The organism is Rhizobium sp. LEGMi-198b (genome assembly GCF_054114205.1).
Genome location: NZ_JBSYVH010000004.1, coordinates 90,453 through 113,226 on the forward strand (window position 1 = coordinate 90,453; position 22,774 = coordinate 113,226).

The 22,774-nt window shown below is 60.6% G+C and carries 19 protein-coding genes; 5 read left to right on the plus strand and 14 right to left on the minus strand.

What is annotated here, in order from left to right:
* Positions 1-126 precede the first annotated feature (126 nt).
* Together ACXHXG_RS16945 and purH are read left to right on the plus strand one after the other, a co-directional pair.
* Positions 127-1,773 carry a heparinase II/III family protein gene (locus ACXHXG_RS16945; protein ID WP_457900063.1) on the plus strand — a complete coding sequence of 549 codons (1,647 nt, stop codon included), beginning with the start codon at positions 127-129 and terminating at the stop codon, positions 1,771-1,773.
* Between the two features lie 88 nt (positions 1,774-1,861).
* Positions 1,862-3,478 carry a bifunctional phosphoribosylaminoimidazolecarboxamide formyltransferase/IMP cyclohydrolase gene (gene purH, locus ACXHXG_RS16950; RefSeq protein ID WP_457900064.1) on the plus strand — a complete coding sequence of 539 codons (1,617 nt, stop codon included), beginning with the start codon at positions 1,862-1,864 and terminating at the stop codon, positions 3,476-3,478.
* A 184-nt stretch (positions 3,479-3,662) separates the two neighbouring features.
* Here purH and ACXHXG_RS16955 read toward each other — a convergent pair whose 3' ends face one another.
* From ACXHXG_RS16955 to ACXHXG_RS16965, 3 genes are all read right to left on the minus strand, one after another.
* Complete coding sequence (locus tag ACXHXG_RS16955) at positions 3,663-5,051, minus strand: MFS transporter (RefSeq protein ID WP_104824910.1); 1,389 nt, start codon at positions 5,049-5,051, stop codon at positions 3,663-3,665.
* A gap of 49 nt (positions 5,052-5,100) precedes the next feature.
* Complete coding sequence (locus tag ACXHXG_RS16960; RefSeq protein WP_457900065.1) at positions 5,101-9,891, minus strand: NAD-glutamate dehydrogenase; 4,791 nt, start codon at positions 9,889-9,891, stop codon at positions 5,101-5,103.
* Positions 9,892-9,993: 102 nt separating this feature from the next.
* Complete coding sequence (locus ACXHXG_RS16965; RefSeq protein WP_158704502.1) at positions 9,994-10,188, minus strand: hypothetical protein; 195 nt, start codon at positions 10,186-10,188, stop codon at positions 9,994-9,996.
* Between ACXHXG_RS16965 and pdxY the strand changes: the two genes are divergently transcribed.
* Both pdxY and ACXHXG_RS16975 read left to right on the plus strand, forming a co-directional pair.
* A complete protein-coding gene (gene pdxY / locus ACXHXG_RS16970; RefSeq protein ID WP_104824908.1) occupies positions 10,187-11,062 on the plus strand; it encodes a pyridoxal kinase PdxY in 876 nt (291 codons plus the stop codon). The two genes, ACXHXG_RS16965 and pdxY, sit on opposite strands and share 2 nt — an antisense overlap.
* A gap of 71 nt (positions 11,063-11,133) precedes the next feature.
* Positions 11,134-11,772 (plus strand): carbonic anhydrase, encoded by a 639-nt coding sequence (locus ACXHXG_RS16975; protein ID WP_457900066.1) that lies wholly within the window; start codon positions 11,134-11,136, stop codon positions 11,770-11,772.
* Between the two features lie 75 nt (positions 11,773-11,847).
* On the opposite strand, the gene ACXHXG_RS16980 is transcribed toward ACXHXG_RS16975, so the two are convergent.
* The 11 genes from ACXHXG_RS16980 to ACXHXG_RS17030 all read right to left on the minus strand — a co-directional run bounded on the left by ACXHXG_RS16980 (position 11,848) and on the right by ACXHXG_RS17030 (position 21,689).
* Entirely contained in the window at positions 11,848-12,669 is an 822-nt protein-coding gene (locus ACXHXG_RS16980) for a lytic murein transglycosylase (protein ID WP_104824906.1), read from the minus strand.
* A gap of 288 nt (positions 12,670-12,957) precedes the next feature.
* Positions 12,958-13,992 carry an aspartate-semialdehyde dehydrogenase gene (locus ACXHXG_RS16985; protein ID WP_104824905.1) on the minus strand — a complete coding sequence of 345 codons (1,035 nt, stop codon included), beginning with the start codon at positions 13,990-13,992 and terminating at the stop codon, positions 12,958-12,960.
* A 329-nt stretch (positions 13,993-14,321) separates the two neighbouring features.
* On the minus strand, positions 14,322-14,831 hold the full coding sequence (locus ACXHXG_RS16990) for a Dps family protein (protein ID WP_104824904.1): 510 nt from the start codon (positions 14,829-14,831) through the stop codon (positions 14,322-14,324).
* 307 nt (positions 14,832-15,138) lie between these two features.
* Positions 15,139-15,888, minus strand: a complete 750-nt coding sequence (locus ACXHXG_RS16995; RefSeq protein ID WP_457900067.1) for a glucose 1-dehydrogenase — start codon at positions 15,886-15,888, stop codon at positions 15,139-15,141.
* Positions 15,889-16,050: 162 nt separating this feature from the next.
* Entirely contained in the window at positions 16,051-16,344 is a 294-nt protein-coding gene (locus ACXHXG_RS17000; protein WP_283048186.1) for a winged helix-turn-helix domain-containing protein, read from the minus strand.
* 167 nt (positions 16,345-16,511) lie between these two features.
* Positions 16,512-17,255, minus strand: a complete 744-nt coding sequence (gene lpxE, locus ACXHXG_RS17005) for a lipid A 1-phosphatase LpxE (protein WP_104824900.1) — start codon at positions 17,253-17,255, stop codon at positions 16,512-16,514.
* 95 nt (positions 17,256-17,350) lie between these two features.
* Positions 17,351-18,133, minus strand: a complete 783-nt coding sequence (locus ACXHXG_RS17010) for a phosphatase PAP2 family protein (protein WP_457900068.1) — start codon at positions 18,131-18,133, stop codon at positions 17,351-17,353.
* 145 nt (positions 18,134-18,278) lie between these two features.
* Positions 18,279-19,391 carry a 3-isopropylmalate dehydrogenase gene (gene leuB / locus ACXHXG_RS17015; protein ID WP_457900069.1) on the minus strand — a complete coding sequence of 371 codons (1,113 nt, stop codon included), beginning with the start codon at positions 19,389-19,391 and terminating at the stop codon, positions 18,279-18,281.
* A 261-nt stretch (positions 19,392-19,652) separates the two neighbouring features.
* Entirely contained in the window at positions 19,653-20,471 is an 819-nt protein-coding gene (locus ACXHXG_RS17020) for a sugar phosphate isomerase/epimerase family protein (protein WP_457900070.1), read from the minus strand.
* A gap of 188 nt (positions 20,472-20,659) precedes the next feature.
* Positions 20,660-21,268 carry a 3-isopropylmalate dehydratase small subunit gene (gene leuD / locus ACXHXG_RS17025; RefSeq protein ID WP_283048177.1) on the minus strand — a complete coding sequence of 203 codons (609 nt, stop codon included), beginning with the start codon at positions 21,266-21,268 and terminating at the stop codon, positions 20,660-20,662.
* 190 nt (positions 21,269-21,458) lie between these two features.
* Complete coding sequence (locus ACXHXG_RS17030) at positions 21,459-21,689, minus strand: hypothetical protein (RefSeq protein WP_104824895.1); 231 nt, start codon at positions 21,687-21,689, stop codon at positions 21,459-21,461.
* 126 nt (positions 21,690-21,815) lie between these two features.
* Between ACXHXG_RS17030 and ACXHXG_RS17035 the strand changes: the two genes are divergently transcribed.
* Complete coding sequence (locus tag ACXHXG_RS17035; RefSeq protein ID WP_457900071.1) at positions 21,816-22,751, plus strand: HpcH/HpaI aldolase/citrate lyase family protein; 936 nt, start codon at positions 21,816-21,818, stop codon at positions 22,749-22,751.
* Positions 22,752-22,774: the final 23 nt, after the last annotated feature.

The window sequence follows — 22,774 nt, forward strand, 5'->3', positions numbered from 1 at the left end:
CGACTTGTTCAAAAATCGGGCACAATGTCCTTATTTGGCATATTCCTAACCTCTTCTTAACCACCGATATAGAGAGTAAGCATAAGCAAATATGCAGTTTTCCGGCAGGGTTCGGTGAGTTTACACATGCGGGAAGCATGGCGGCGAATGTCGCGCCGCGCGGCACTGACGCGATTGCGTCTCACCCGCCACACGATGCGTGTGCCGGAACGGCTGATCGTGGCTCCGACGGACCTGCGCAGCATCGATCCGTTTTTTGTCGAAGAGCTTTTGAACGGCCGCATCCTGTTGGCGGGCCGGGTGCTGGAAACGGAAGGGAAATCTCCCTTCGCGCTGGAGCTGCCGTCGCAGGCCTTTGCGGCCCGCCTGCATAGCTTCCGCTGGCTGCGGCATTTGCGGGCGGAAAAAAGCGATCAGGCTTCGGCGCTGGCGCGCGCCATCCTCAACGACTGGATGGCCGTGCATGGCCGTCGGCTGCAGGGCATAGCCTGGTCGCCCGATATCGCGGCACAGCGGCTGATCGCCTGGTTGTCGCATTCGCCCGTGGTCCTGCAGGGCACGGATGGCGGCTTTTATCGCCGTTTCATGCGCATGCTGGTTTTCCACGTCCGTTATCTCCGCCGTGTGGCGGCAACGACGCGGGACGGTGAGACGCGATTTCGGGTGCGGATCGCGCTCGCCATGTCCTCGGTTGCCATGCCGAACGGCAGCTCGACACTGAAGCGCGCCGGTCAGGCGCTCGATCGCGAAATCGACCGGCAGATCCTCCCCGACGGCGGACATATCTCGCGTAATCCGCGCGTGGCGCTGGAGCTGCTGCTCGACTTGCTGCCGCTGCGCCAGACCTACGTCAATCTTGGCCACGACGCGCCGGCGCGGCTGATCCCCGGCATCGACCGCATGTATCCGGCCTTGCGCTTCTTCCGGCATCAGGATGGCGATCTCGCGCTGTTCAATGGCGCGACGTCGACGCTAGCCAACGAGCTGATGTCCGTCCTGCGTTATGACGAAACCGCCGGACAGGTGTTCAAGGCGCTGCCGCATACCAAATACCATCGGCTGGCTGCCGGACAGGCCGTGGTTATCATCGATACCGGGGCGCCCGCTTCCGCTGACCTCAGCCGCACGGCGCATGCCGGCTGCTTGTCCTTCGAAATGTCTTCGGGCAAATCCCGCTTCATCGTCAATTCCGGCTCGCCGAATTTTGCCGGCGACCGTTACGTCCAGGCGGCGCGGGCCACCGCGGCGCATTCGACCGTGACGCTCGATGACACTTCGTCGAGCCTGTTTTCGAGGTCCAAAGCCCTTGGGCCTGTGATGGTCAGCGGCGTCAAGAAGGTTATCGTCGAGCGGGCTGAAACCGAAGATGGCCGCGATTATGTCCGGGCGGTGCATGACGGCTATCTCTCGACCTTCGGCTACGCCCATGAGCGTGAGGTGAGCCTGAATGCCGCCGGCACCATTCTTGCCGGCCGCGACCGCTTTTTTGTACCGGAGGGTAAGAAATCGCTGCTGAAGAGCGAGGGTCTTGCCTCCGCCCGCTTTCACGTTCATCCCTCCATCAGCCTGCTGCAGACCGAGACCGACGCCGCGCTGTTGATTGCGCCGGACGGCGAGACCTGGGTGTTCTCCTCGCCGGGCAATGAGGTGCTGGTGACTGAGGATATCTTTTTTGCCGACGCTTCCGGCATGCGCTCCTCCGACCAGCTCGAGATCGTTTTCCCGATCATCGAAAAGCCGGAAATCCGCTGGTTTTTATCCCATCGGCCATAGGCTAAGTGCTTAAGCTGTGTTAACGGGGCGGGCATATTGTCCCGCGCCGTTTTGCTGGACATCTCCTCACGCTCGATTGGAGAAAGCCATGGCCGTCGTTTCCAAAAAAATCCCAGCTCCCGACAAAGTGAAGGTGAAGACCGCGCTTCTGTCCGTCTCCGACAAGACCGGCATCGTTGAGCTGGCGCGTGCGCTCAGCGAAAAGGGCGTGCGGCTGCTGTCGACCGGCGGCACGCACAAGACCATTGCGGCGGCGGGTCTTGCCGTGACCGATGTATCCGAAGTGACGGAGTTTCCCGAAATCATGGATGGCCGCGTCAAGACGCTGCATCCGAAGGTGCATGGCGGCCTGCTCGCTATTCGCGATGACGCCGAACATCAGGCGGCAATGAAGGAGCACGGCATCGAGGGCATCGACCTCGTCGTCATCAATCTCTATCCCTTCGAAGATGTCCGCAAGGCCGGGGGCGATTATCCGACGACGGTCGAGAATATCGACATTGGCGGCCCTGCGATGATCCGCGCTTCGGCCAAGAACCACGCCTATGTGACGATCCTGACTGATCCGGCCGACTATCCGGAGCTGCTGGAGCAACTCTCGGCCGATGCCGGCCAGACCGCCTATGCCTTCCGCCAGCGCATGGCCGCTAAGGCTTTCGCTCGCACCGCGGCCTATGATGCGATGATCTCCAACTGGTTCGCCGAGGCTCTGGATATCGCGACGCCGCGCCACCGCGTCATCGGCGGCGTTCTGCGCGAGGAGATGCGCTATGGCGAAAACCCGCATCAGAAGGCGGCTTTCTACGTCACCGGTGAAAACCGGCCCGGCGTTTCCACCGCGACGCTCATCCAGGGCAAGCAGCTTTCCTACAACAACATCAACGATACCGACGCGGCCTACGAACTTGTTGCCGAGTTCCTGCCGGAAAAGGGTCCGGCATGCGCGATCATCAAGCATGCCAATCCTTGTGGCGTTGCCACCGGTCCGACCCTGGTTGAGGCCTATAAGCGGGCTCTCGCCTGCGATTCCGTTTCGGCCTTCGGCGGCATCATTGCGCTGAACAGCCTGCTCGATGCGGAAACCGCCGAGGAGATCGTCAAGCTCTTCACCGAGGTCATCATCGCGCCAGAGGTCAGCGAGGAAGCCAAGGCGATCATCGCCCGCAAGCCGAACCTCCGCCTGCTGTCGGTTGGCGCCCTGCCCGATCCGCGTGCGGCCGGCCTGACTGCCAAAACCGTCTCCGGTGGTTTGCTCGTCCAGAACCGCGACAATGCGCTGGTCGAAGATATGAAGCTGAAGGTGGTCACCAAGCGTGCGCCGACGGCACAGGAGCTGGAAGACATGAAATTTGCCTTCCGCGTCGCCAAGCATGTGAAATCGAATGCTGTTGTTTACGCCAAGGACGGCCAGACGGCCGGTATCGGCGCCGGGCAGATGAGCCGCGTCGATTCGGCCCGCATCGCCGCGATCAAGGCCGAAGAGGCCGCCAAGGCCATGGGTCTTGCCGAGCCGCTGACGCGCGGCTCTGCCGTGGCGTCGGAAGCCTTCCTGCCGTTCGCCGACGGCCTGCTGTCGGCGATTGCCGCCGGCGCGACGGCGGTCATCCAGCCGGGTGGTTCGATGCGGGACCAGGAAGTCATCGACGCCGCCGACGAGCATGGTGTTGCGATGGTTTTCACGGGCGTACGTCATTTCCGGCATTGAGCCATAGCTCGCTTCGTCGTCGTTTCGTCCACCCTCATCCTGAGCTTGTCGAAGGACGAGGGTGGCCCATAAGCAACCACCCGCCCTTGTGGTTCGAGGCTTCGGCCTTTCATGCTTCCGCGCCTCACCATGAGGGCTGATCCTCTCGCTCGCTGGTATATCCCTAATTAAATGGAGGGATATCTCACTTCGCCTTATCGGCCGGATAGGGCGTCGGCAGCAGGAGCAGCAATCCGCCTGCAAGGAAGATGATCAAGGTCGCCATGCCGAGGCGGGCGGAGCCGCTCCAATAGGTCATCAGCGAGAAAAACAGTGTCGCCATGAAGCTGGTGGCGCGGCCGGAGAGTGCGTAGATGCCGAAATAGCGGCCTGCTTCGGCGAGGCTGACACTGCGGGCGAGATAGGAGCGCGAGGAGGCCTGGACCGGGCCGAAGGCGAGGCCGACGAGCAGGCCATAGGCAATATAGGCCTTCTCCGCCGCTGTGCCGAACAGGCCGCCAGAATCGGCGGTCGAGAGCGGCACGAGGCCGAAAAGCGTAAAACCCGGTCCGGTGGAGATGATGCCGAGGGCCGCGAGGAGCAGCATGGTCAGGCTGATAACGACGGTTATCTTCGAACCCAGCCAGCGATCGACATAGCCGGCGATAAAGCAGCCGAAAATCGCGACGACGTTGAGGATAATGCCGTAAATACCGATCTCGATGGTCGCCCAGCCAAACATTCCCGCGGCGAAGGTGCCGCCGAGGATCAGCAGGCCGTTAACGCCGTCCTGGTAGACCATGCGGGCAATCAGGAAAAGACTGATGCCCCGGCGGCGTTTCAGTTCGCCGAGTGTCATTCTCAGCTCATGCAGGCCGGAGCGAACCGCCGTACCGAGCGGCAGGCCGCGGGCGGCATCCGGCGTGAAGAAAAACATCGGCAGAATGAAGAGAAAATACCAGACGGCGGAAATCGGTCCGGTGATGCGCGCATCTTCGCCGAGACTGGCGTCCAGGCCGAAGAGCGGTGTCAGGCCGAGGATGGTCTTGCCAGTTTGCGGGTTGCCGGCCAAAAGCGCCACGACGGCGATAAGCACGATCATGCCGCCGAGATAGCCGAGTCCCCAGGCGGCATTCGACAATCGGCCGATATCGTCCTTGCTGACGAGGCGCGGCATCATCGAATCGTTGAAGACGATTGAAAACTCTGCCGAGATCGAGGCAAGGATCATGAAGATGACGGGGTAGATCACCGGCGAACCGGGTGCTGCACCCCAAAGGCAGAACAGGCTGGCGATCTTGATGACTGCAAAGAAGGCGATCCAGGGTTTACGGGCGCCGGACTGATCGGCGATCGAACCGAGCACTGGCGACAAGACGGCGATGATCACCGAGGAGATCGTCGCCATATTGCTCCACATTGCCTGCGCGGCCACCGGATCCGCCGTCAGGCGCGCGACGAAATAAGGACCGAAAATGAAGGTGGTGACGACGGTGAAGAACGGCTGCGCCGCCCAGTCGAAGAACATCCACCCCCAGATGCCCCGCGCCGGCACTTTCGCCGGCGCGTCGTCCCTTATCTCTGTGGCCACCAAATTCCTGCCCCTGATTCGATAGTGCGTCTATCACGCGGGGCGGACTGTCTCATCTCGCCCGATCGTGCGCAAGGTCGGTCAGGAGGCCGGCAGCGACGGTGATCCGGGCAAGGTTCGGATCGCCGCTTTCGCTGAGGCCCGCAAGCTCTTCGGCAATGCGGTTGATGCGGATGCGGTCTTCGGCGTGCCATGCAAGGATCGGCTGCTTGTCCTTCGGATGATTGCTGAGCGCCGAGATGACGATATCACGGCGGGCCCCAGCGATCTGGTCGAGGCTGCGGGCCAGCGCCAGGCTTTCATAGTGATCGCCGGTGATGATCCGGCTGCCGGCGAGCAGCAGACGGCCGACCCGGAAGGTCTGCGACACCGTGAAGTAGCTTTCGGCGGCGCGGTTGAGCGTATCGCCTGTCCGTTCGGCGATCTGCATGATTTCCGGCACGAGGACGAGCGCGTAGATCGTCGCGATCTCGGAAGCGAGCTTTTCAGGCAGACCGGCGGCCTGATAATCCGCCTGGCGGGTCGCGATCTCGGCTGCGAAATCCGCCGGGATCTGGCTGAGGAAGACCGGCCGCAGCTTTTTCAATGCTGCCTGAAGCCGGCTAACGGTTTCCTCGATATCGCCCTTCGCCGCTCCGGTTTTCAGCAATAGGCGGGTCAGCACCGTATAGACTTCGGTGATTTCGCCATAGACGCGGTTCTGCGTCTGGCCGCCGACCTTGCCATCCAGCGCATCGGTCTCGTTCCAGAGGCGATCGAGATCGAAGCCGTCGCGGGCGAGCACGGCAGCCTTGACCACTTCGGCGGCAGACGCGGCCGTCGCATCCATCATGCTGACGGCAAAGCCCGGTCCGCCGCGGTTGATCGCTTCGTTTGCCAGTACCGTCGCGATGATTTCGCGGCGCAGACGATGGCCGGAGATATCGGCGGCATGCGAGCGCTGCATTTTTACCGGGAAATATTGGCTGAGCGTCGCGGCAAAATAGGGATCGTCCGGTAGGTCGCTCGCCGCCAGGGCATCGAACAGGACGATCTTGGCGTAGGAGAGCAGGACGCCGATCTCGGCGCGGCTGAGCGGCCGGCCATTGGCGTAGCGTTCGGCAAAGGTCTGGTCGTCCGGCAGCGTCTCAACCTTGCGGTTGAGCTGCTTCGCCCCCTCTAGCACGCTCATGAAACGGCTGAGTTCCAGACCGTTGCCGGTGCCTTTGCGTTCCGTCAGGGAAATCGCCAGAGACTGCAGATAGTTGTTGCGCAGCACCAGCGCCGCCACCTCGTCGGTCATCGAGGCCAGCAGCGTATCGCGCTTGGCGCGCGTCAGGCGGCCGTCGAACATGGCTGATGCTAGCGCGATCTTGATATTGACCTCGACGTCCGAGGTATTGACGCCTGCCGAATTGTCGATGGCGTCGGAATTGCAGCGCCCGCCCTTGAGGCCATAGGCGATGCGGCCCTTCTGGGTAACGCCGAGATTGGCGCCTTCGCCGATCACTCTGGCACGAACCTCTTCAGCGGTGATACGGATTGGATCGTTGGCGCGATCGCCGACTTCCGAATCCGTTTCGGCCGGTGCCTTCACATAGGTGCCGATACCGCCGAACCAGAGCAGGTCCACCGGGCTCTTCAGGATCGCCGTCATGATCTCGAAGGGCGTCGCCACGGTCTTGTCGATGCCGATAGCGGCAGCGGCCTCATGAGTCAGCGTCACCGATTTTGCCGAACGTGAGATGATCATCGCGCCCTTCGACAGGACGCTCTTGTCGAAATCCTGCCAGCTCGAGCGGGCGAGATTGAAAAGCCGCTGCCGCTCGGCGAGCGTCTTTTTCATGTCTGGATCGGGATCGATGAAGATGTCGCGGTGATCGAAGGCAGCGAGAAGGCGGATTTTCGGCGACAGCAGCATGCCGTTGCCGAAGACGTCGCCGGACATGTCGCCGACGCCGGCGACGGTGAAGGGCGTCGTCTGGATATCGATATCCATCTCACGGAAATGCCGCTTGACGGTCTCCCAGGCGCCGCGGGCCGTGATGCCCATCTTCTTGTGGTCGTAACCGGCCGAGCCGCCGGAGGCGAAGGCGTCGTCGAGCCAGAAGCCGGCTTCCTGTGCCAAGGCATTGGCGGTGTCGGAGAAAGTCGCGGTGCCCTTGTCGGCGGCGACGACGAAATAGGGGTCGTCTCCATCCTGCCGCACCGTGTCCGGTGGCGCAATGATATCGGCGCCGGAGATATTGTCGGTGATCGACAGCAGGGTGCGAATATAGGTCTTGTAGGCCTCGCGGCCGGCATTGAAGATCTCGTCGCGGTTGCCGCCGACCGGGAGTTTCTTCGGATAGAAGCCACCCTTGGCGCCGACGGGCACGATGACGGCATTCTTCACCTGCTGCGCCTTCACGAGGCCCAGAACCTCGGTGCGGTAGTCTTCGGCGCGATCCGACCAGCGCAAGCCGCCGCGAGCGACCTTGCCGAAGCGCAGGTGCACGCCCTCCACCTCGACGCCATAGACGAAGATCTCGCGGAAAGGCCGCGGTTCCGGCAGGCCGTCTAGGAGTTTCGGATCGAGCTTGAAGGCCAGCATGGCTTTCGGTGTGCCGTCCGGGTTTTTCTGGAAATAGTTGGTGCGTAGCGTCGCATCGACGGCGTTGACATAGCGGCGGAGAATCCGGTCGTCGTCGAGGCTTGGAACATCGGCGAGTTCGGTCTCGATCGTCGCATGCAATTCGCTGAGTTTTTTCGTGCGGTTCTTGTCGTTGAGCTTGGGGGCGAGCGTGTCGTGGAACAGGCGGAAGATCGAGGCTGCGATGCGCGGATATTTGTCCAGCGTCGCGGCGATATAATCCTGCGAATAGGCGATACCGGCCTGGCGAAGATAGCGGGCATAGGCGCGCAGGACGTTGGTTTCGCGAGCCGAAAGACCGGCGGAGATGATCAGTCGGTTGAAAGCATCGTTATCGATCGTGCCGCCGAAGGCTGCGAGGAAGGCTTCCTCCAGCGCCGCGCCGTGGCGCGCGAGATCGATCGTCACGCCGCCGCGGGCTTCGAGTTCCATATCGTGGAGAACGACACGGCCGTTCGCGCCGTTCTTGCCGGTGACGTAAATGTCGAAGGTCCGCTCGCTGAGGACATTGAAGCCGAGATTTTCGAGCAGCGGCACGCGGCGCGACAGCGCCAGATTGTCTTCGGCGTGGAAGATCTTCAACGACAGGATATCGCCGGCTTCCTCCTTGCGGATGTAGAAGGCGATTCGGATCTGATCGGGGCCGGCGGTGGCGGTGATATCGGGCAGGTCGGCAACGGCGTCCTCCGGCGAAAAGGCCTCCTGGAAGGCCTGGCTGACGGAGATATGCGGGGCCTTGGGTCCGGCCAGCATTTCGAAGCGGTCGTCCCAGCGGGCGGTGATGGCGCGGATCGCCGCTTCGAGCTTCGCCTGCGGAACATGCGGGGTCTTGCCGCCGCTGCGGCCGATGATGAAATGCACGCGCGCGACGCCGCCTTCCGGGAAGGCCGGATAGTAGGCGGAAACGCGACCGTCATAGACGGTCTTCAGGTAATTGCCGATCCTCTCGCGGACGACGGAATCATATTCCTCGCGCGGAACATAGACGATCACCGAGACGAAGCGGTCGAAATGGTCGATGCGCGGCAGCGCGCGCACGCGCGGGCGGTCGGCAAGGTCGTTGATCTGTTCGGCAAAGCTTGCGAGCAGCGTCGTGTCGATCTGGAAGAGATCGTCGCGCGGATAGGATTCCAGCGTATTGTCCAGCATGCGCCCGGAATGGCTGGCCGGGTCGAAGCCGAAATGGTCCTTGACCTTCTGCACCTTGGACCGCAGCAACGGCACCTCGGCGGCGGCGCTGGTGTACGCTGTGGACGTATAGAGGCCGACGATGCGCAGTTCGCCGGTGACATTGCCGTCGGCATCGAAACGCTTGACGCCAACATAATCCATATAGGCACGACGGTGAACGACCGACTTTACATTGGCTTTGGTGACGATCAGGAAATCCGGCCCGTCGAGGAAGGCCAGGATTTCCGGCGTGGTGGTGACGGCGTCTTTTCCCTGGCGCAGGACGAGGACGTCGGGATTGGAGAGGATGCCGAGGCCGGCGCCACGGTCGCGCTCCACCTTGGCGCTGGCGCCCTTGCCGGAATAGACATATTCGCGCATGCCGAGGAAGGTGAAATTGCCGTCGCGCAGCCAGGCGAGAAAGGCCAGCGCCTCATCACGATCCGCCTTGCGGCGGGCGGCGGTCTCATAAGTGGAAAGCTCCGTTATCACTGTATCGAGCCGCGTCAGCATTGGCTTCCAGTCGGAAACGGTCAAATGCGTCTGATCGAGCACGATTTGCACGCGCTTGATCAGGTCCGCCGCCTGCGCCGCGGTCAGCGGTGACAGATGTAGTTGAATATGGCTGACACGATCGGCGGGATCGCTCGGATGATCGGCAGAGTAAAGCGTCGGCTGCCTGCCGTCTTTGATGACGAGGATCGGATGCACCGCCATGAAAAGATCGCGGTAGCTGCTGGTCACCTCGCCCATGGCCGATTCGTAGAGGAACGGCATGTTATGATCGGTGATCGAGAGAATCGAAACCGGCACGCCTTCGGGGTCGATATTGGCGACCTGTTCGATGGTGACGCGGGGAGAATCGCCGTTCCAGGCTGCCAGTTCCCCAGCCGCATGCACAGCGGCAAGGGCAAGCATTTCCGGGCTGTAGCGCTCCAAATCGTCATTGCTCGCCCGGCCGAACAGGATTTCCGGATCGAGATGCGCCTCGCCGGTTGCAGCGGCGATCTTGCGGGCCGCTTCGATCTGTTTTTCCCGTTTCGGATTGGTCCTGGGTGCCATGAAATTCCTCCCTTATTCCAAGTTTGGTCACTTTATCAGAAGGTTTATCGAAAAAACTGGCAAATTGAATGCGAATTTCATCGCTTTTCGACCAATTCGGTCTCAAATTTTGAAGAATCTTGCTGATTTGCGATGATCTTGATGCAATCCGTGTAAAAATTGGCGCAGAATTGGCGATATTGCGTAGTCAACAGAGGTTTTCATGACTCTGTGAAGCGCGATTGACAGAGTGACGATAAAAAGATCATCAAACGGCGCAATCAAGGCCGGAAGATCGGAACTGGAAGCAAGCATCATGTCGGATATCGCGGCGGGCGCCGTTATCGTCATCTCCAGCCATGTCGTCAGAGGTTCCGTCGGCAATCGTGCCGCCGTCTTCGCGCTGGAAACCCTGGGCCACCCCGTTTGGGCGCTGCCAACAGTCGTTTTGCCCTGGCATCCCGGCCATGGCCGCTCGACCCGGCTGACCTTTGCCGAGGCGGATTTCGACCACGCGATCGACGATCTTATCGCCGCGCCCTGGCTCGCGGAGGTGAAGGCGGTGCTGTCGGGTTATTTCGGCAATGCCGCGCAGGCACGCTCCGTTGCGCGGCTGGTAACGGCACTCAGGGAAAAGAACCCCGATCTCTTCTATGCCTGCGATCCCGTTATCGGCGATGCCGGTGGGCTCTATGTGCCCGACGCAACCGCCGAAGCGATCCGCGATCAGCTCATCCCGCTCGCATCGCTGGCGACGCCGAACCGCTACGAGCTTGCCTGGCTTGCCGGCGCGCCGCTGGAGGACAACAACGCCGTCATGGAGGCTGCCCTGGCGCTGGGGCCGCCGCGCATGCTGGTGACGTCGGCCGTGCCGATGATGACCGGTGGCACCGGCAATCTCTATCTCAGCGGCCGAAATGCGCTGTTTGCCGAACATCGCAGCATCGACAACGCGCCGAACGGGCTTGGCGACCTGCTCTCGGCCGTGTTCCTGTCGCGGCTTCTGTCGGGCATGGACGAAGAGAGGGCTTTGCAATTGACCACGGCCAGCGTCTATGAAGTCCTGGCGCGGGCGGTCAAGCGCGGCAGCGACGAATTGACGCTCGCCGCCGATGCTTCCAGCCTCTCGACCCCCATGGCAATGGTGCAGATGCGGCGCCTGCTGCATCCGGCGCAGCGGCGGAAAAAATAGCGGTCGCCGATGCGATAGCTTTTTGCGTTGCAATAGTTGCCATTGGCGGCGGTGCGCTGTAATTCAATGTCATGAGCTTTCCTACCTCCCTTCTGAACGGCTATCGCAACTTCATGAGCGGGCGTTACGTCGATGAACGCGATCGCTATCGCAATTTGGCGGAGGAAGGGCAGAAGCCCGGAACCCTGGTGATTGCCTGTTCCGACAGCCGTTCGGCGCCGGAGACCATTTTCGACGCTGGTCCCGGAGAGCTTTTCGTTATCCGCAACGTCGCCAATATGGTGCCGCCCTATGAGCCGGACGGCCATTTTCACTCGACGTCCGCAGCTCTGGAATTCGCGGTGCAGTCCCTGAAGGTCGCGGATATCGTTGTCATGGGACATGGTCGCTGCGGCGGCATCCGCGCAGCGTTGGATCCGAATGCCGAGCCGCTGTCGCCGGGCGATTTCATCGGCCGGTGGATGGGCCTCGTAAGGCCGGCCGCCGAGCAGATCCAGAGCAATGACGTTATGACGCCGGCCGAGCGGCAGACGGCGCTGGAGCGCATCTCCATCCGCAATTCGCTCGACAATCTACGCAGCTTTCCCGATATCAAGGCGCTGGAAGAGGAAGGGAAATTGAACCTGCACGGCGCATGGTTCGATATCTCGACTGGAGAGCTGTGGGTGATGGACCCGACGACGCGCGATTTTATCCGGCCGGAAATCTGAGACTACGATAAGGACAAACGAAAAAGGCGCTCCGGACCATTTGGCCGAGCGCCCTTTGTCGATTTGTTGCCGTGATTATTGGCCGTCGATCTGCTTGCCGATATAGGCGATCGCCTGCTGGTAGACCGCTGCATCGTTCCAGCCGCCGATCGCCGCAAAATTGGGCTCGCCGGGCTGATAGCCAAGACCTGGCTGCCAGCCATGGCCCTTCAGGAAGTTTGCAGTCGAGGCCAACGCGTCGGCGCGGGATCCGACCAGATCGACCCTGCCGTCGCCATCGCCGTCGACGCCGAAATTGACGACGTTCTTCGGCATGAATTGTGTCTGGCCGATTTCGCCATGGGCCGCGCCGCGGGCGGTCGGGCTCAGATAGCCTTCGCCGACGAGCTTGAGGGCGGCATAGAGCTGATCGGTGAAATAGTCGGAGCGGCGGCAGTCATAAGCGAGCGTCGACACGGCCGAGAGCGTATGCTGGTCGCCCATGAAGCCGCCGAAGCCGGTTTCCATGCCCCATATGGCGATGATCGGGCCGGCGGGGACGCCATAACGCTTCTCGATTCTAGCGAAGAGAGCGGCATTGGCCTGCTTCATGTTCTTGCCACGAGTGATAATCGCCTGGCCACCGCGCTTTCTCATGAAATCTTCGAATGAGAGCTTGAAGCTCTTCTGGCCGCGATCGGCGCGGATGGTCGGTTGATTGTAATGCACGTTGGCGAAGGCTCGGTCGAGAACGGAGGCGCTGACGCCCTGGGCCTGCGCTTCCTGTTTGAATTCCTGCATCCAATTCTCAAAACCGGCCGACGAGTTGCCGCAAGCTGCCGCATTCGCCGCAAACGGCGTCACCAACAGCAACCCGCCTGCCACGAGAGCTGCCATTCCAGACTTTGTCATGCGCATTCAGAGTCCCCGAATTCTTACCGCGCGAGGCGCGGTAATGGTTTTTGATGGCGCATAAGCCTTCCATTTTTGAGGCCTACGCGCGGTCTTACTGTGACCGGACCATGCCAGTATCCGGCAATTCTGTCATTATCACGGTTAAGCGATCAATATTTTCGCTTCACGTGAAACACTATACCTGACGCAGCTTTGTAAAAGCCTCGCCGTTCGATCGGAAATAGCGAGGCTTTTCTTTGGTTCCTGCTTAGCCAGCAAAGGTTGAAAAACCGTAAATGGTTTATAAACCCTTTATGCCGCCTGCTTGCGCGGCTTGACCAGGCCACGGTTGATCAGGAGTTCGGCAATCTGGATGGCGTTCAGCGCCGCGCCCTTGCGCAGATTGTCGGAGACGACCCAGATGTTGAGGCCGTTTTCAACCGTCGCGTCCTCGCGAATGCGCGAAATGTAGGTCGCGTCCTCGCCGGCGGACTCATAAGGCGTGATGTAGCCACCGTTTTCGCGCTTGTCGATGACGAGGCAGCCCGGTGCTTCGCGCAGGATATCGCGGGCCTGATCGGCGGTGATCTCGTTTTCGAACTCGATATTGACCGATTCCGAATGACCGATGAAGACCGGCACGCGCACGGCGGTGCAGGTAACCTTGATCTTCGGATCGAGCATCTTCTTGGTTTCGGCCAGCACCTTCCATTCTTCCTTGGTGTAGCCGTCTTCCATGAAGACATCGATGTGCGGAATGACGTTGAAGGCGATACGCTTGGTGAACTTCTTCGATTCGATCGGATCAGCGACGAAGACAGCGCGGGTCTGGTTGAAAAGCTCGTCCATGCCGTCCTTGCCGGCGCCGGAGACGGACTGGTAGGTCGAGATGACGACGCGCTTGATCTTGGCGAAGTCGTGCAGCGGCTTGAGCGCCACAACAAGCTGCGCGGTCGAGCAATTCGGGTTGGCGATGATGTTGCGCTTGGTGAACTGCGTGACGGCATCCGGGTTTACTTCCGGCACGATCAACGGCACGTCGGCGTCGTAGCGCCAGGCGGAGGAGTTGTCGATGACGACGCAGCCCTGGGCGCCGATCTTCGGCGAGAACTTTTTGGAGACGTCGCCGCCGGCCGACATCAGGCAGATGTCGGTGTCGGAGAAATCGTAGTTCTCCAGGTTCGAAACCTTCAATGTCCGGTCGCCGAAGGAAACTTCGGTGCCCTGCGAGCGGGCCGATGCGAGGGCTACGACCTCGTCAGCCGGAAAACCGCGTTCGGACAGGATATTGAGCATTTCGCGGCCGACATTCCCGGTCGCGCCCGCAACTGCAACTTTGAAACCCATTTCTCAAGCTCTCTTTCTCTTCTCTCCTCTTGGGCGAGGGGGGAACCGCGGCCATAACGGCCGGTTCCTGTCCCCAGCCGAGCCGGGGAGAGAGCGGCAGGCCAGAGACGTCAGACGGTTTTCGTCGTCGTTTTGGCCTTGGTTTTGGAAGAAACCGGAAAACGGAACTCCTGCCCGGCATAGTCTGCCAGGTGACCGAAGCTATCGATCTGTTCGAAGCGAACCATGGAGGTCTTCCTTTTCCGTCGCCGGTTCTACGGGGTTTTCCACAGGAGTCAAGGATTTCCGCGTTCCGACCGATGCGGGAACGCGGAAATCAACATCAGCCCTCAGCGGTTGGTGTTGCGTGTGGATTCGAACAGAAACCAGGTGCGGCGTTCCGTCTCGTCCAGCCAGCTTTCAAGCAGGCTGGCGGTGGCGATATCGCCATATTCATCGCAGACATCGTGGGCGGCGCGGATTTCGGCGGAAAGCCTGAGATTGTCGTCGGCCAGTTCGGCGAGCATGTCCTGGGCGTCGACATATTCGGCGTCATTGTCGGGGATGCGCTGCAGCTTGGCGATGTGGCCGATCGAACGCAGCGTGGTGCCGCCGATCTTTCTGGCGCGTTCGGCCATCGGGTCTGTCATGGCGAAGATCTGCTCGCCCTGCTCGTCCAGCAACAGGTGGTAATCGCGGAAATGCGGTCCGCTCATATGCCAATGGAAATTCTTGGTCTTGAGATAAAGGGAAAAGACGTCGGCCAGCAGCGCATTCAGTGCTGCGGAAATATCGCGTGTCGCTTCTTCGCTGAGATTGGTGCGCGTGCCCAGTTTCGATTTGGTGTTGGCGGTATTCATGATGACGTGCTCCGTTTCGTTGGTCGCAACAGCGATCCTCAGAGATTTTCGCAGTAATTCATGGCGTTCGCTCGCGAGGGGTCGCATTGCAGACAGGGATCTGTCTTGAAAGTTTCCGCGGTCAAGATGTCGTTTTGCAGCAAAAGCGGCTGCGGAGATCTTCGGAAAAACCCGAACGGCAATGATAGTATGAAGACGGAGACGGTTTGGCAATTCTCGCCGGAGGTGGCCGCGCGGATCGGGGCCATGACATGCGGGCAATGCCGCTTCCCTTGCTAAGGAGGGAAGCGGTTCTGCGGATAGACGGTTACTTCAGGCCGCCGCCGGCATAGAGGGTTTCGCCCGTCAGCCAGCCGGAGTCCTTCGAGGCGAGGAAAACGGCGATCGGAGCGATATCGGTTGGCTGTCCGAGGCGGCCAAGCGGCGTCTGGGAAACCATCTGCTTTTCGAGATCGCTGCCGATGATGCCCGCCGCAATGACGCCTTCGGTTTCGACCCCGCCAGGCGAAATGGTGTTGACACGGATATTGCGCGGACCGAGCTCCTTGGCGAGGATCTGGGTGATCGAGGTGACGGCGGCCTTGGTCGCCGTATAGACTGTGGCGGTTGGCAGGTTCATGGTGACGGCGGTCGAGGCGATGTTGATGACATTGCCGCCTTCAGGACCGAAATGCTTCACCGCTTCCTGCGTCGTCAGCAGCGTGCCGAGAACGTTGATGTTGAACTGCCGGTGGAATTCCTCTTCGGTGATCTCTTCCAGCGGCTGGAATTGATAGACGCCGGCATTGTTGACGAGGATGTCGACGCCGCCGAAGGCTCCCTTCGTTTCAGCAAAAAGCCGCTTCACGTCGGCGGATTTCGAAACATCGCCGTGAGCTGCGATCGCCTTGCCGCCCTTGGCGGTGATCTCGGCCACGACCTTGTCGGCACCTTCGCGGCTCGAGGCATAGTTGACCACCACAGCCGCACCCGCCTCGCCCAATGCCTTGGCGATGCCTGCGCCGATCCCCTTCGATGCTCCGGTCACGATTGCGACCTTGCCTGCCAGTTTGCTCATGTCTAGCTCCTGTCGAGATGATTGTTAGATGATTTTATAAATATCGAACTGATGGCGCAGACGAGACCTTACACCGGCGGTCTTCGCTGCGTCACTTTGATATTTAGACACTCATCTAACTGATACAAGAGCAGCCGGCGCGGCGTGTGGGGAAAATGATTGTCAGATGTTGGCGAGTTCCGCCATGTAGGCATTCAGGACATCGCGCCGAAGCACCAGGTTTGCGAACTTGCCTTCCCGCACGATCTCGATGAGACCGGCGTTTTCGAGTTCCTTGATGTGATGCGATATCGTCGCGGCACTGACGGTGTGGCACTGCGTCAGGACGCTGCAAGGCATAGGCTCGCCGCGACCGCCGATTTCTTTCAGCATCTGCACACGGCGCGGCTCGGCGAGCGCCCGGGCAATCAATCCCATCTGCCTTTCGCTTAGCCTCGTCTGTCCTGCATCGGTCATCGTCTTCGCCACATTCAAACGGGGATTGGTTTCCCGCAAATTCGCCGCTTCAGATATATGAATGCAGGAGATGCTTGGCAACCATTCAGGGTGCAGCGATGGACGGGGAGGAGCGGAACCCGAAGGGTGGAGCCTCGAAGGGCGAGGCCGGATGAGGGAAATGATCCCTACTTCCCCTTCAGCAGCGGCAATTTTGGCACCGGCCAGCCAGTCTCGCCGATGCGAAAGAGCAGGCCGTAGCGGGAATAGACGATCGCCGTCATGAAGGAGAACCAGCCGCCAAGCGCGAGGCCGGCGATGACGTCGCTCGGATAGTGCGCGCCGATCATCACCCGCGTCGTCGCGAGCCAAAGAGCGCAGGCGACGAAGATGTAGCGATAGCGGGGGAAGAGGAAGGCAAGTGCCACGAAGAAGGCGCCAATGGTGGTCGCATGGCCGGATGGGAAGCTTTCGAAGCTGGCATGGCCGTTGAAGGGGGAGAAACCGAAAGGACCCCAATCCTCAAAATGAGTGGGGCGGGCACGACCGATGGCGCGCTTGAGGAGATTGGCGATGATGCCCGAAAGCGCGATGGTCGTCAGCAGATAGCCGCCGATCTGACAGATGCGCAGGGCCTGGCAGCGACAGCGCGGCGACTGCAGCAGCCGGCTGCCGGCCCAGCCTTCGAAGAACAGGAAGGCGCTGACCAAGATGATCCAGCCGGATTCGCCGAAATTGGTGAGCAGCTTGCCGAAGAAATGAATGGGCGGTGCAATGTTCTTGATGGTCGCGCCGACCGGCCAATCGAACAGCAAGGCCGCCAGCAATACGATATTGGCGGTCAGGAACAGGCAGATCTTCCAATGCGAAGGAGCGAAACCGCTCCTATTGCGCCGCCACCGCCTGTCCAGAGACGTCAAGATCGCCTGCATACCCACCGCCTGTCGTCGATACTCCACCCCAATCGACGATCACGCGTAGCAGGCTCCTGCTACAGTTTTTTTACAAATTTAAGACGATCGGCAGTTCAGCGAAGCCCATGGGTCAGCCGCGGCCGCGGCCAACCGTCTTGTCCTGTGGAGAAGACCAGGCCGAAACGGGAAAAGAGGATCGCAACGGCGAAGGCGATCCAGGCGCCGAGCGCCAGCCCCGCGGCGACGTCGCTTGGATAATGAACGCCGATGATGATGCGAGAAGCGCCGAGCCAGAGGCCGATGCCGATGAACAGCAGCCGGAATCGCGGGAAAAGCAGAGCCAGCGCGGTAAAGAGAGCACCCACATTGGCCGAATGCGCCGAGGGAAAGCTCTGAAACAGGAAGTCACCATGAAACGGTTCGAAGCCGAGAATGCCATATTGGTCATAAAGCAGGGGCCGCGCCCGTCCGATCGCGTATTTCAGAAGATTGACGATGATGCTGGTGGAAAGAACCGACAGGCCGACATAGGCGACCATCCGGATGAGAAGGACGCTTCGGTAACCGCCATGTGTCGGCGAGCGTCGCACGACGAAAAGGCCGACGGCAAACACGACGGCGATGGCGGCGAGGATCCAGGCCAACCTGCCGATATCGGTGACGGCGCCTGCGACCGCAATCAGTCGCGGCGAGAGGTTTTTCGCAGCCTGCCCAAGCGGTGTGTCGAAGACGAGGAAGGCGAGAACGACGATGTTGATGGCGGTGAGCGTATAGCCGAGCCAGGGAAGGCCGCTATGACGGTTGCGGCGAACGTCATAGCGCCGCGCCAGCCTCTGCCAAGGTCGTGATTGTCTCTGGATCGTGCCCCCCGGCGACGATGTCGTTTCCGTGCTCATGCGATGGGAAATAGGAGTCCGTCGCGTTGAGTTCAACAAAAAGCCCCCGCTCTGCAAGCAAAGAGCGAGGGCTTTGAATGTTTCACGTGAAATACTAGAGCGAGCTTTGGGCGTTCAGATGAACGCGTGGCGCTCTAGGCGGCGATTATGCCGACAGAGCCTTGAATTCGGCAAGGATGGCATCGCCCATCTCGGCGGTGCCGACCTGACGGCTGCCGGCGGACATGATGTCGCCGGTGCGGATGCCGCTGTCGAGCACGTTGGCGATTGCCTTTTCCAGCGCATCGGCTTCGGAAACCAGACCGAAGGAATAGCGCAGGCACATGGCGAAGGAGGCGATCATGGCGATCGGGTTGGCGATGCCTTTGCCGGCGATATCGGGTGCGGAACCGTGTACCGGCTCGTAGAGCGCCTTGCGCTTGCCTGTCTTGGCATCCGGAGCGCCGAGCGAAGCGGATGGCAGCATGCCGAGCGAGCCGGTCAGCATGGCGGCAACGTCGGACAGCATGTCGCCGAACAGATTGTCGGTGACGATGACATCGAACTGCTTCGGCTGGCGAACGAGCTGCATGCCGCCGGCATCGGCGAGCATATGCTCGAGCTGCACGTCAGCATATTTTTCCTTGTGCGTCGCGGTGACGACCTGATTCCAGAGCACGCCCGACTTCATGACGTTGCGCTTTTCCATCGAGCAGACGCGGTTGTTGCGGGTGCGCGCCAGTTCGAAGGCGACGCCGGCGATGCGCTCGATTTCATAGGTGTCGTAGACCTGGGTGTCGATGCCGCGCTTCTGGCCGTTGCCGAGGTCGATGATTTCCTTCGGCTCGCCGAAATAGACGCCGCCGGTGAGCTCGCGGATGATGAGGATATCAAGGCCGTCAACCAGCTCCGGCTTCAGCGAGGAGGCCGATGCCAGCGCCGGATAGCAGATGGCCGGGCGCAGATTGGCGAAAAGCTGGAGATCCTTGCGCAGGCGCAGCAGGCCGGCTTCCGGACGCACTTTATAGGGAACGCTATCCCACTTCGGGCCGCCGACGGCGCCGAAGAGCACGGCATCGGCTGCAAGCGCCTTCTGCATGTCTTCTTCGGAGATGGCGGCGCCATGCGCATCATAGGCGCAGCCGCCGACGAGACCTTCGTCGGTGACGAAACCGGCATTCTTCGCCTCGTTCATATAGGCGATGATCTTGCGGACTTCGCCCATGGCTTCGGGGCCAATGCCGTCGCCCGGCAGGAGGAAAAGATTGCGCACTGTCATGGGAAAGCCTCCGCAAAAGAAACAAGTTGCGGGTTCTTAGACCCGCAGATGCGGCTTTTCAAGCGAGGAAGGAGCGGAAACGGTACGGTTTGGGGCTTTTGCGGCCGACCCTCGTGGTTCGAGGCTGCGCCCTTTGGGCTTCGCACCTCACCATGAGGGCGGAGCGAACTATAAGCCAGGCGAGAGCATGAGCCCTCATGGTGAGGAGGCCCAAAGGGCCGTCTCGAACCACGAGGGCGGATGGCTTGCGTTGCTTTATCCTTACTCCGCCAATCCAAGCGAGGCGAGATAGGCGGCCGATGCCGGGATTTTCGACTTGTCCTTGATCTCGATGATCAGGCGCGGATTGCTGTCGAGTTTGGCAAGGGCAGCGAAGACGGCGCGCCAGTGGATATTGCCTTCGCCAAGGCTCCAGTGGCGATCGGCATAACCGTCGGCATCCTGCAGGTGGACATGCTGCAGGCGGTTGCCGGCGGCGTGGACATAGTAGTCAACCGGCGGTGCGCCTGTGTAGCCATGGGCGTAGTGGGCATGGCCGGTGTCGATCGAAACGGCGACGGCGGGTGAATTGAAGCTGTCGGCGAGACCGACGCGGATGTGCGGATCCTTGTCCTCGATGTTTTCGATGACCATGGTCAGGCCGATATCCTCGGCGCGCTTGACAGCGTCCCTCAGCGTCAGATGCGTATATTCGATGATCTTTTCGCGTTCGCCCTTGTTGTTATCGAGGTTGTTGTAGGACCAGGACGTATAGGGGCTATGGATGACCATCTGGGTGGCGCCGATATTGGCGCAGACATCGAGCGCCTGCGTGAAGCGCTTGGTGACGACGGCGCGGATCTCCGGATCCTGCGAGGCGATGATGAAGCCCCAGAACGGGCCATGGATGCCGAGGCGGCCCTGATGGCCGTCGAGCAATTTCCTGGCGCGCGCGGCGAGCGGCGCCCAGTCGCCGTTCAGGATTTCGGCTTCGACGAAGCTCTGCAGTTCCAAATCGCGCGGTTTTTCGAGCAGCCAATCACGATGGGCTTCGACATCGGCAAGCGTCATGGCTGCGCCAAGAATAGGAAGGGAGGTCATGAAATGCTCCGATCGAGAGGAGGAAATGGAGGAGCGAGAGCAGCCTGAAGGGCTCCGCAAAGGCTATATGATCCCCCTTTTTGTCGGACATATTACAGCCGGCAACCTCATGAGCTTTCCATCGCATGAAAAGAAAAAGCCGGGCTTTTCAGCCCGGCTCTGACACGCAAATGTGATGAGGAAATCGATCAGGCAGCCCAGGGACGGGATGCGGCGTTCGTCTTTTCGAAGCTGTCGATCGCCTTGGCCTTTTCCAGCGTCAGGCCGATATCGTCGAGGCCGTTCAACAGGCAATGGCGCTTGAATTCGTCGAGATCGAACTTGATCGAGCCGCCGTCCGGGCCGGTGATCTCAAGGTTTTCCAGATCGATCGTCAGAATGGCGTTGGAGCCGCGCGAGGCGTCGTCCATCAGCTTGTCGAGCTCTTCCTGGCTGACCTTGATCGGCAGGATGCCGTTCTTGAAGCAGTTATTGTAGAAGATGTCGGCGAAGCTCGTCGAAATGACGCAGCGGATGCCGAAGTCGAGCAGCGCCCACGGGGCATGTTCGCGCGACGAACCGCAGCCGAAATTGTCGCCGGCGACGAGGATCTTGGCATTCTGATAGGCCGGCTTGTTCAGCACGAAATCCGGGTTCGGCGAGCCATCCTCATTGTAGCGGGCTTCGGCGAACAGCCCTGTGCCAAGACCGGTGCGCTTGATGGTCTTCAGATAGTCCTTCGGGATGATCATGTCGGTATCGACATTGACGACCGGGAGGGGTGCCGCGACACCGGTCAACTTCACGAACTTGTCCATGGGGGTCCTGCCTTCAATTTTCGTCTATGCACGAATTATCCTGCCAATAGAGCAAATCCCTGCAAAAATGAAGGGGAATCTTGGAAATGCTCTGAAACCGGGCGCTTCGGCCGCAGTTCCGCAATTCAGGAATTACGCGTGGATGAGCGTACTGGAGAGCGGCGAGGCGCCGCCCTGCCCTGAACTTGGCCTAGAGATCGATGATCGTGCCGCGACCGTCGTTCCAAATGCGCATTTCGCGCTGACCGTTCGCCTTGGCGCGCACCGGAGCAGGCTTCATCCGCAACGAAATCGCGCGACCCACCATAAGCACGGTGAGGATGCCGCCGACAGCGAGCGTGAGTGAAACGGTAAACAGCGCCAGGGCTGCAAACACGGTGATGCCGGCAAGCGCGATAAACAAGGAACGGATATTCTGCATGGTCGAGACCTCTCTACTCATGGCAATGTGGTCCTCTCTGTTTCTCTCTGCAAGAGGAGCATGGCTTTTTGTTGTCTTGCTTGTTGTTGTCTTGCCTGATGGCCGAAAGCGCGGCAAAACTGTATCATGAGCCGTCCCGCCCCTCCCCGTTCCGTCCGTCTGCGCCGCTCGGTGCTGAGTGTTCCTGCGATCAGCCGCCGGGCTCTGGAGAAGATAGCCGATCTCGATTGCGATGCGGTCATCTTCGATCTCGAGGATTCCGTGGCGCCGGAGAAAAAGGCGGAAGCACGGGAGAATTTGCGGGCTTTTTTCGCCGGCTCGCCGCCTGATAGCGAAGAAAAGGCCGGCAAGGAGCGCATCATCCGCATCAATACGCTATCGTCGGGCTTCGGTGCCGATGACCTGGAGTTGGTGCTGGCGCTCGAGCCGGATGCGGTGTTACTGCCCAAGATCGACGAGCCGCAGGATGTGACCGTTGTCAGCGATAGGTTTGCCGAGGCGGATGCGCCGGAGAGCCTGCGCATCTGGGCGATGATCGAGACGCCGCGCGGCGTCTTGAACGCCGCGGCAATCGCCGAGGCCGGGCGCACGGCGGGAAGCCGGCTCGATTGTTTGGTCGTCGGCCTCAATGATCTTCGCAAGGAGACCGATGTGTTGCCGCAGCCGGGCCGCGCCTATCTCGTGCCCTGGCTCATGCAGGTGATCCTGGCCGTCAGCGCCTACGGGCTCGACGCCATCGACAGTGTTTTCAACGATTTCAAGGATATGCAGGCAGTGGACGCCGAATGCGCCGAGGGTCGCGCCATGGGTTTTGCCGGTAAGATGTTGATCCATCCGAACCAGATCGAAGCCGCCAACCGGCATTTCGGCCCCGATGAAGCTGCCATTGCGGAGGCGGAAGCCATCATTGCCGCTTTCGCCGATCCGGCGGCGGCCGGCCTCAATGTCGTAAACCTCGGCGGACGCATGGTCGAGCGGCTGCATCTTGTCCAGGCGGAAAGACTGGTCCATAAAGCTCGCCTGATTGCAGAACGCCATCGTCCTTCGACAGGCTCAGGATGAGGGCTGATACGTATGAAAGACGA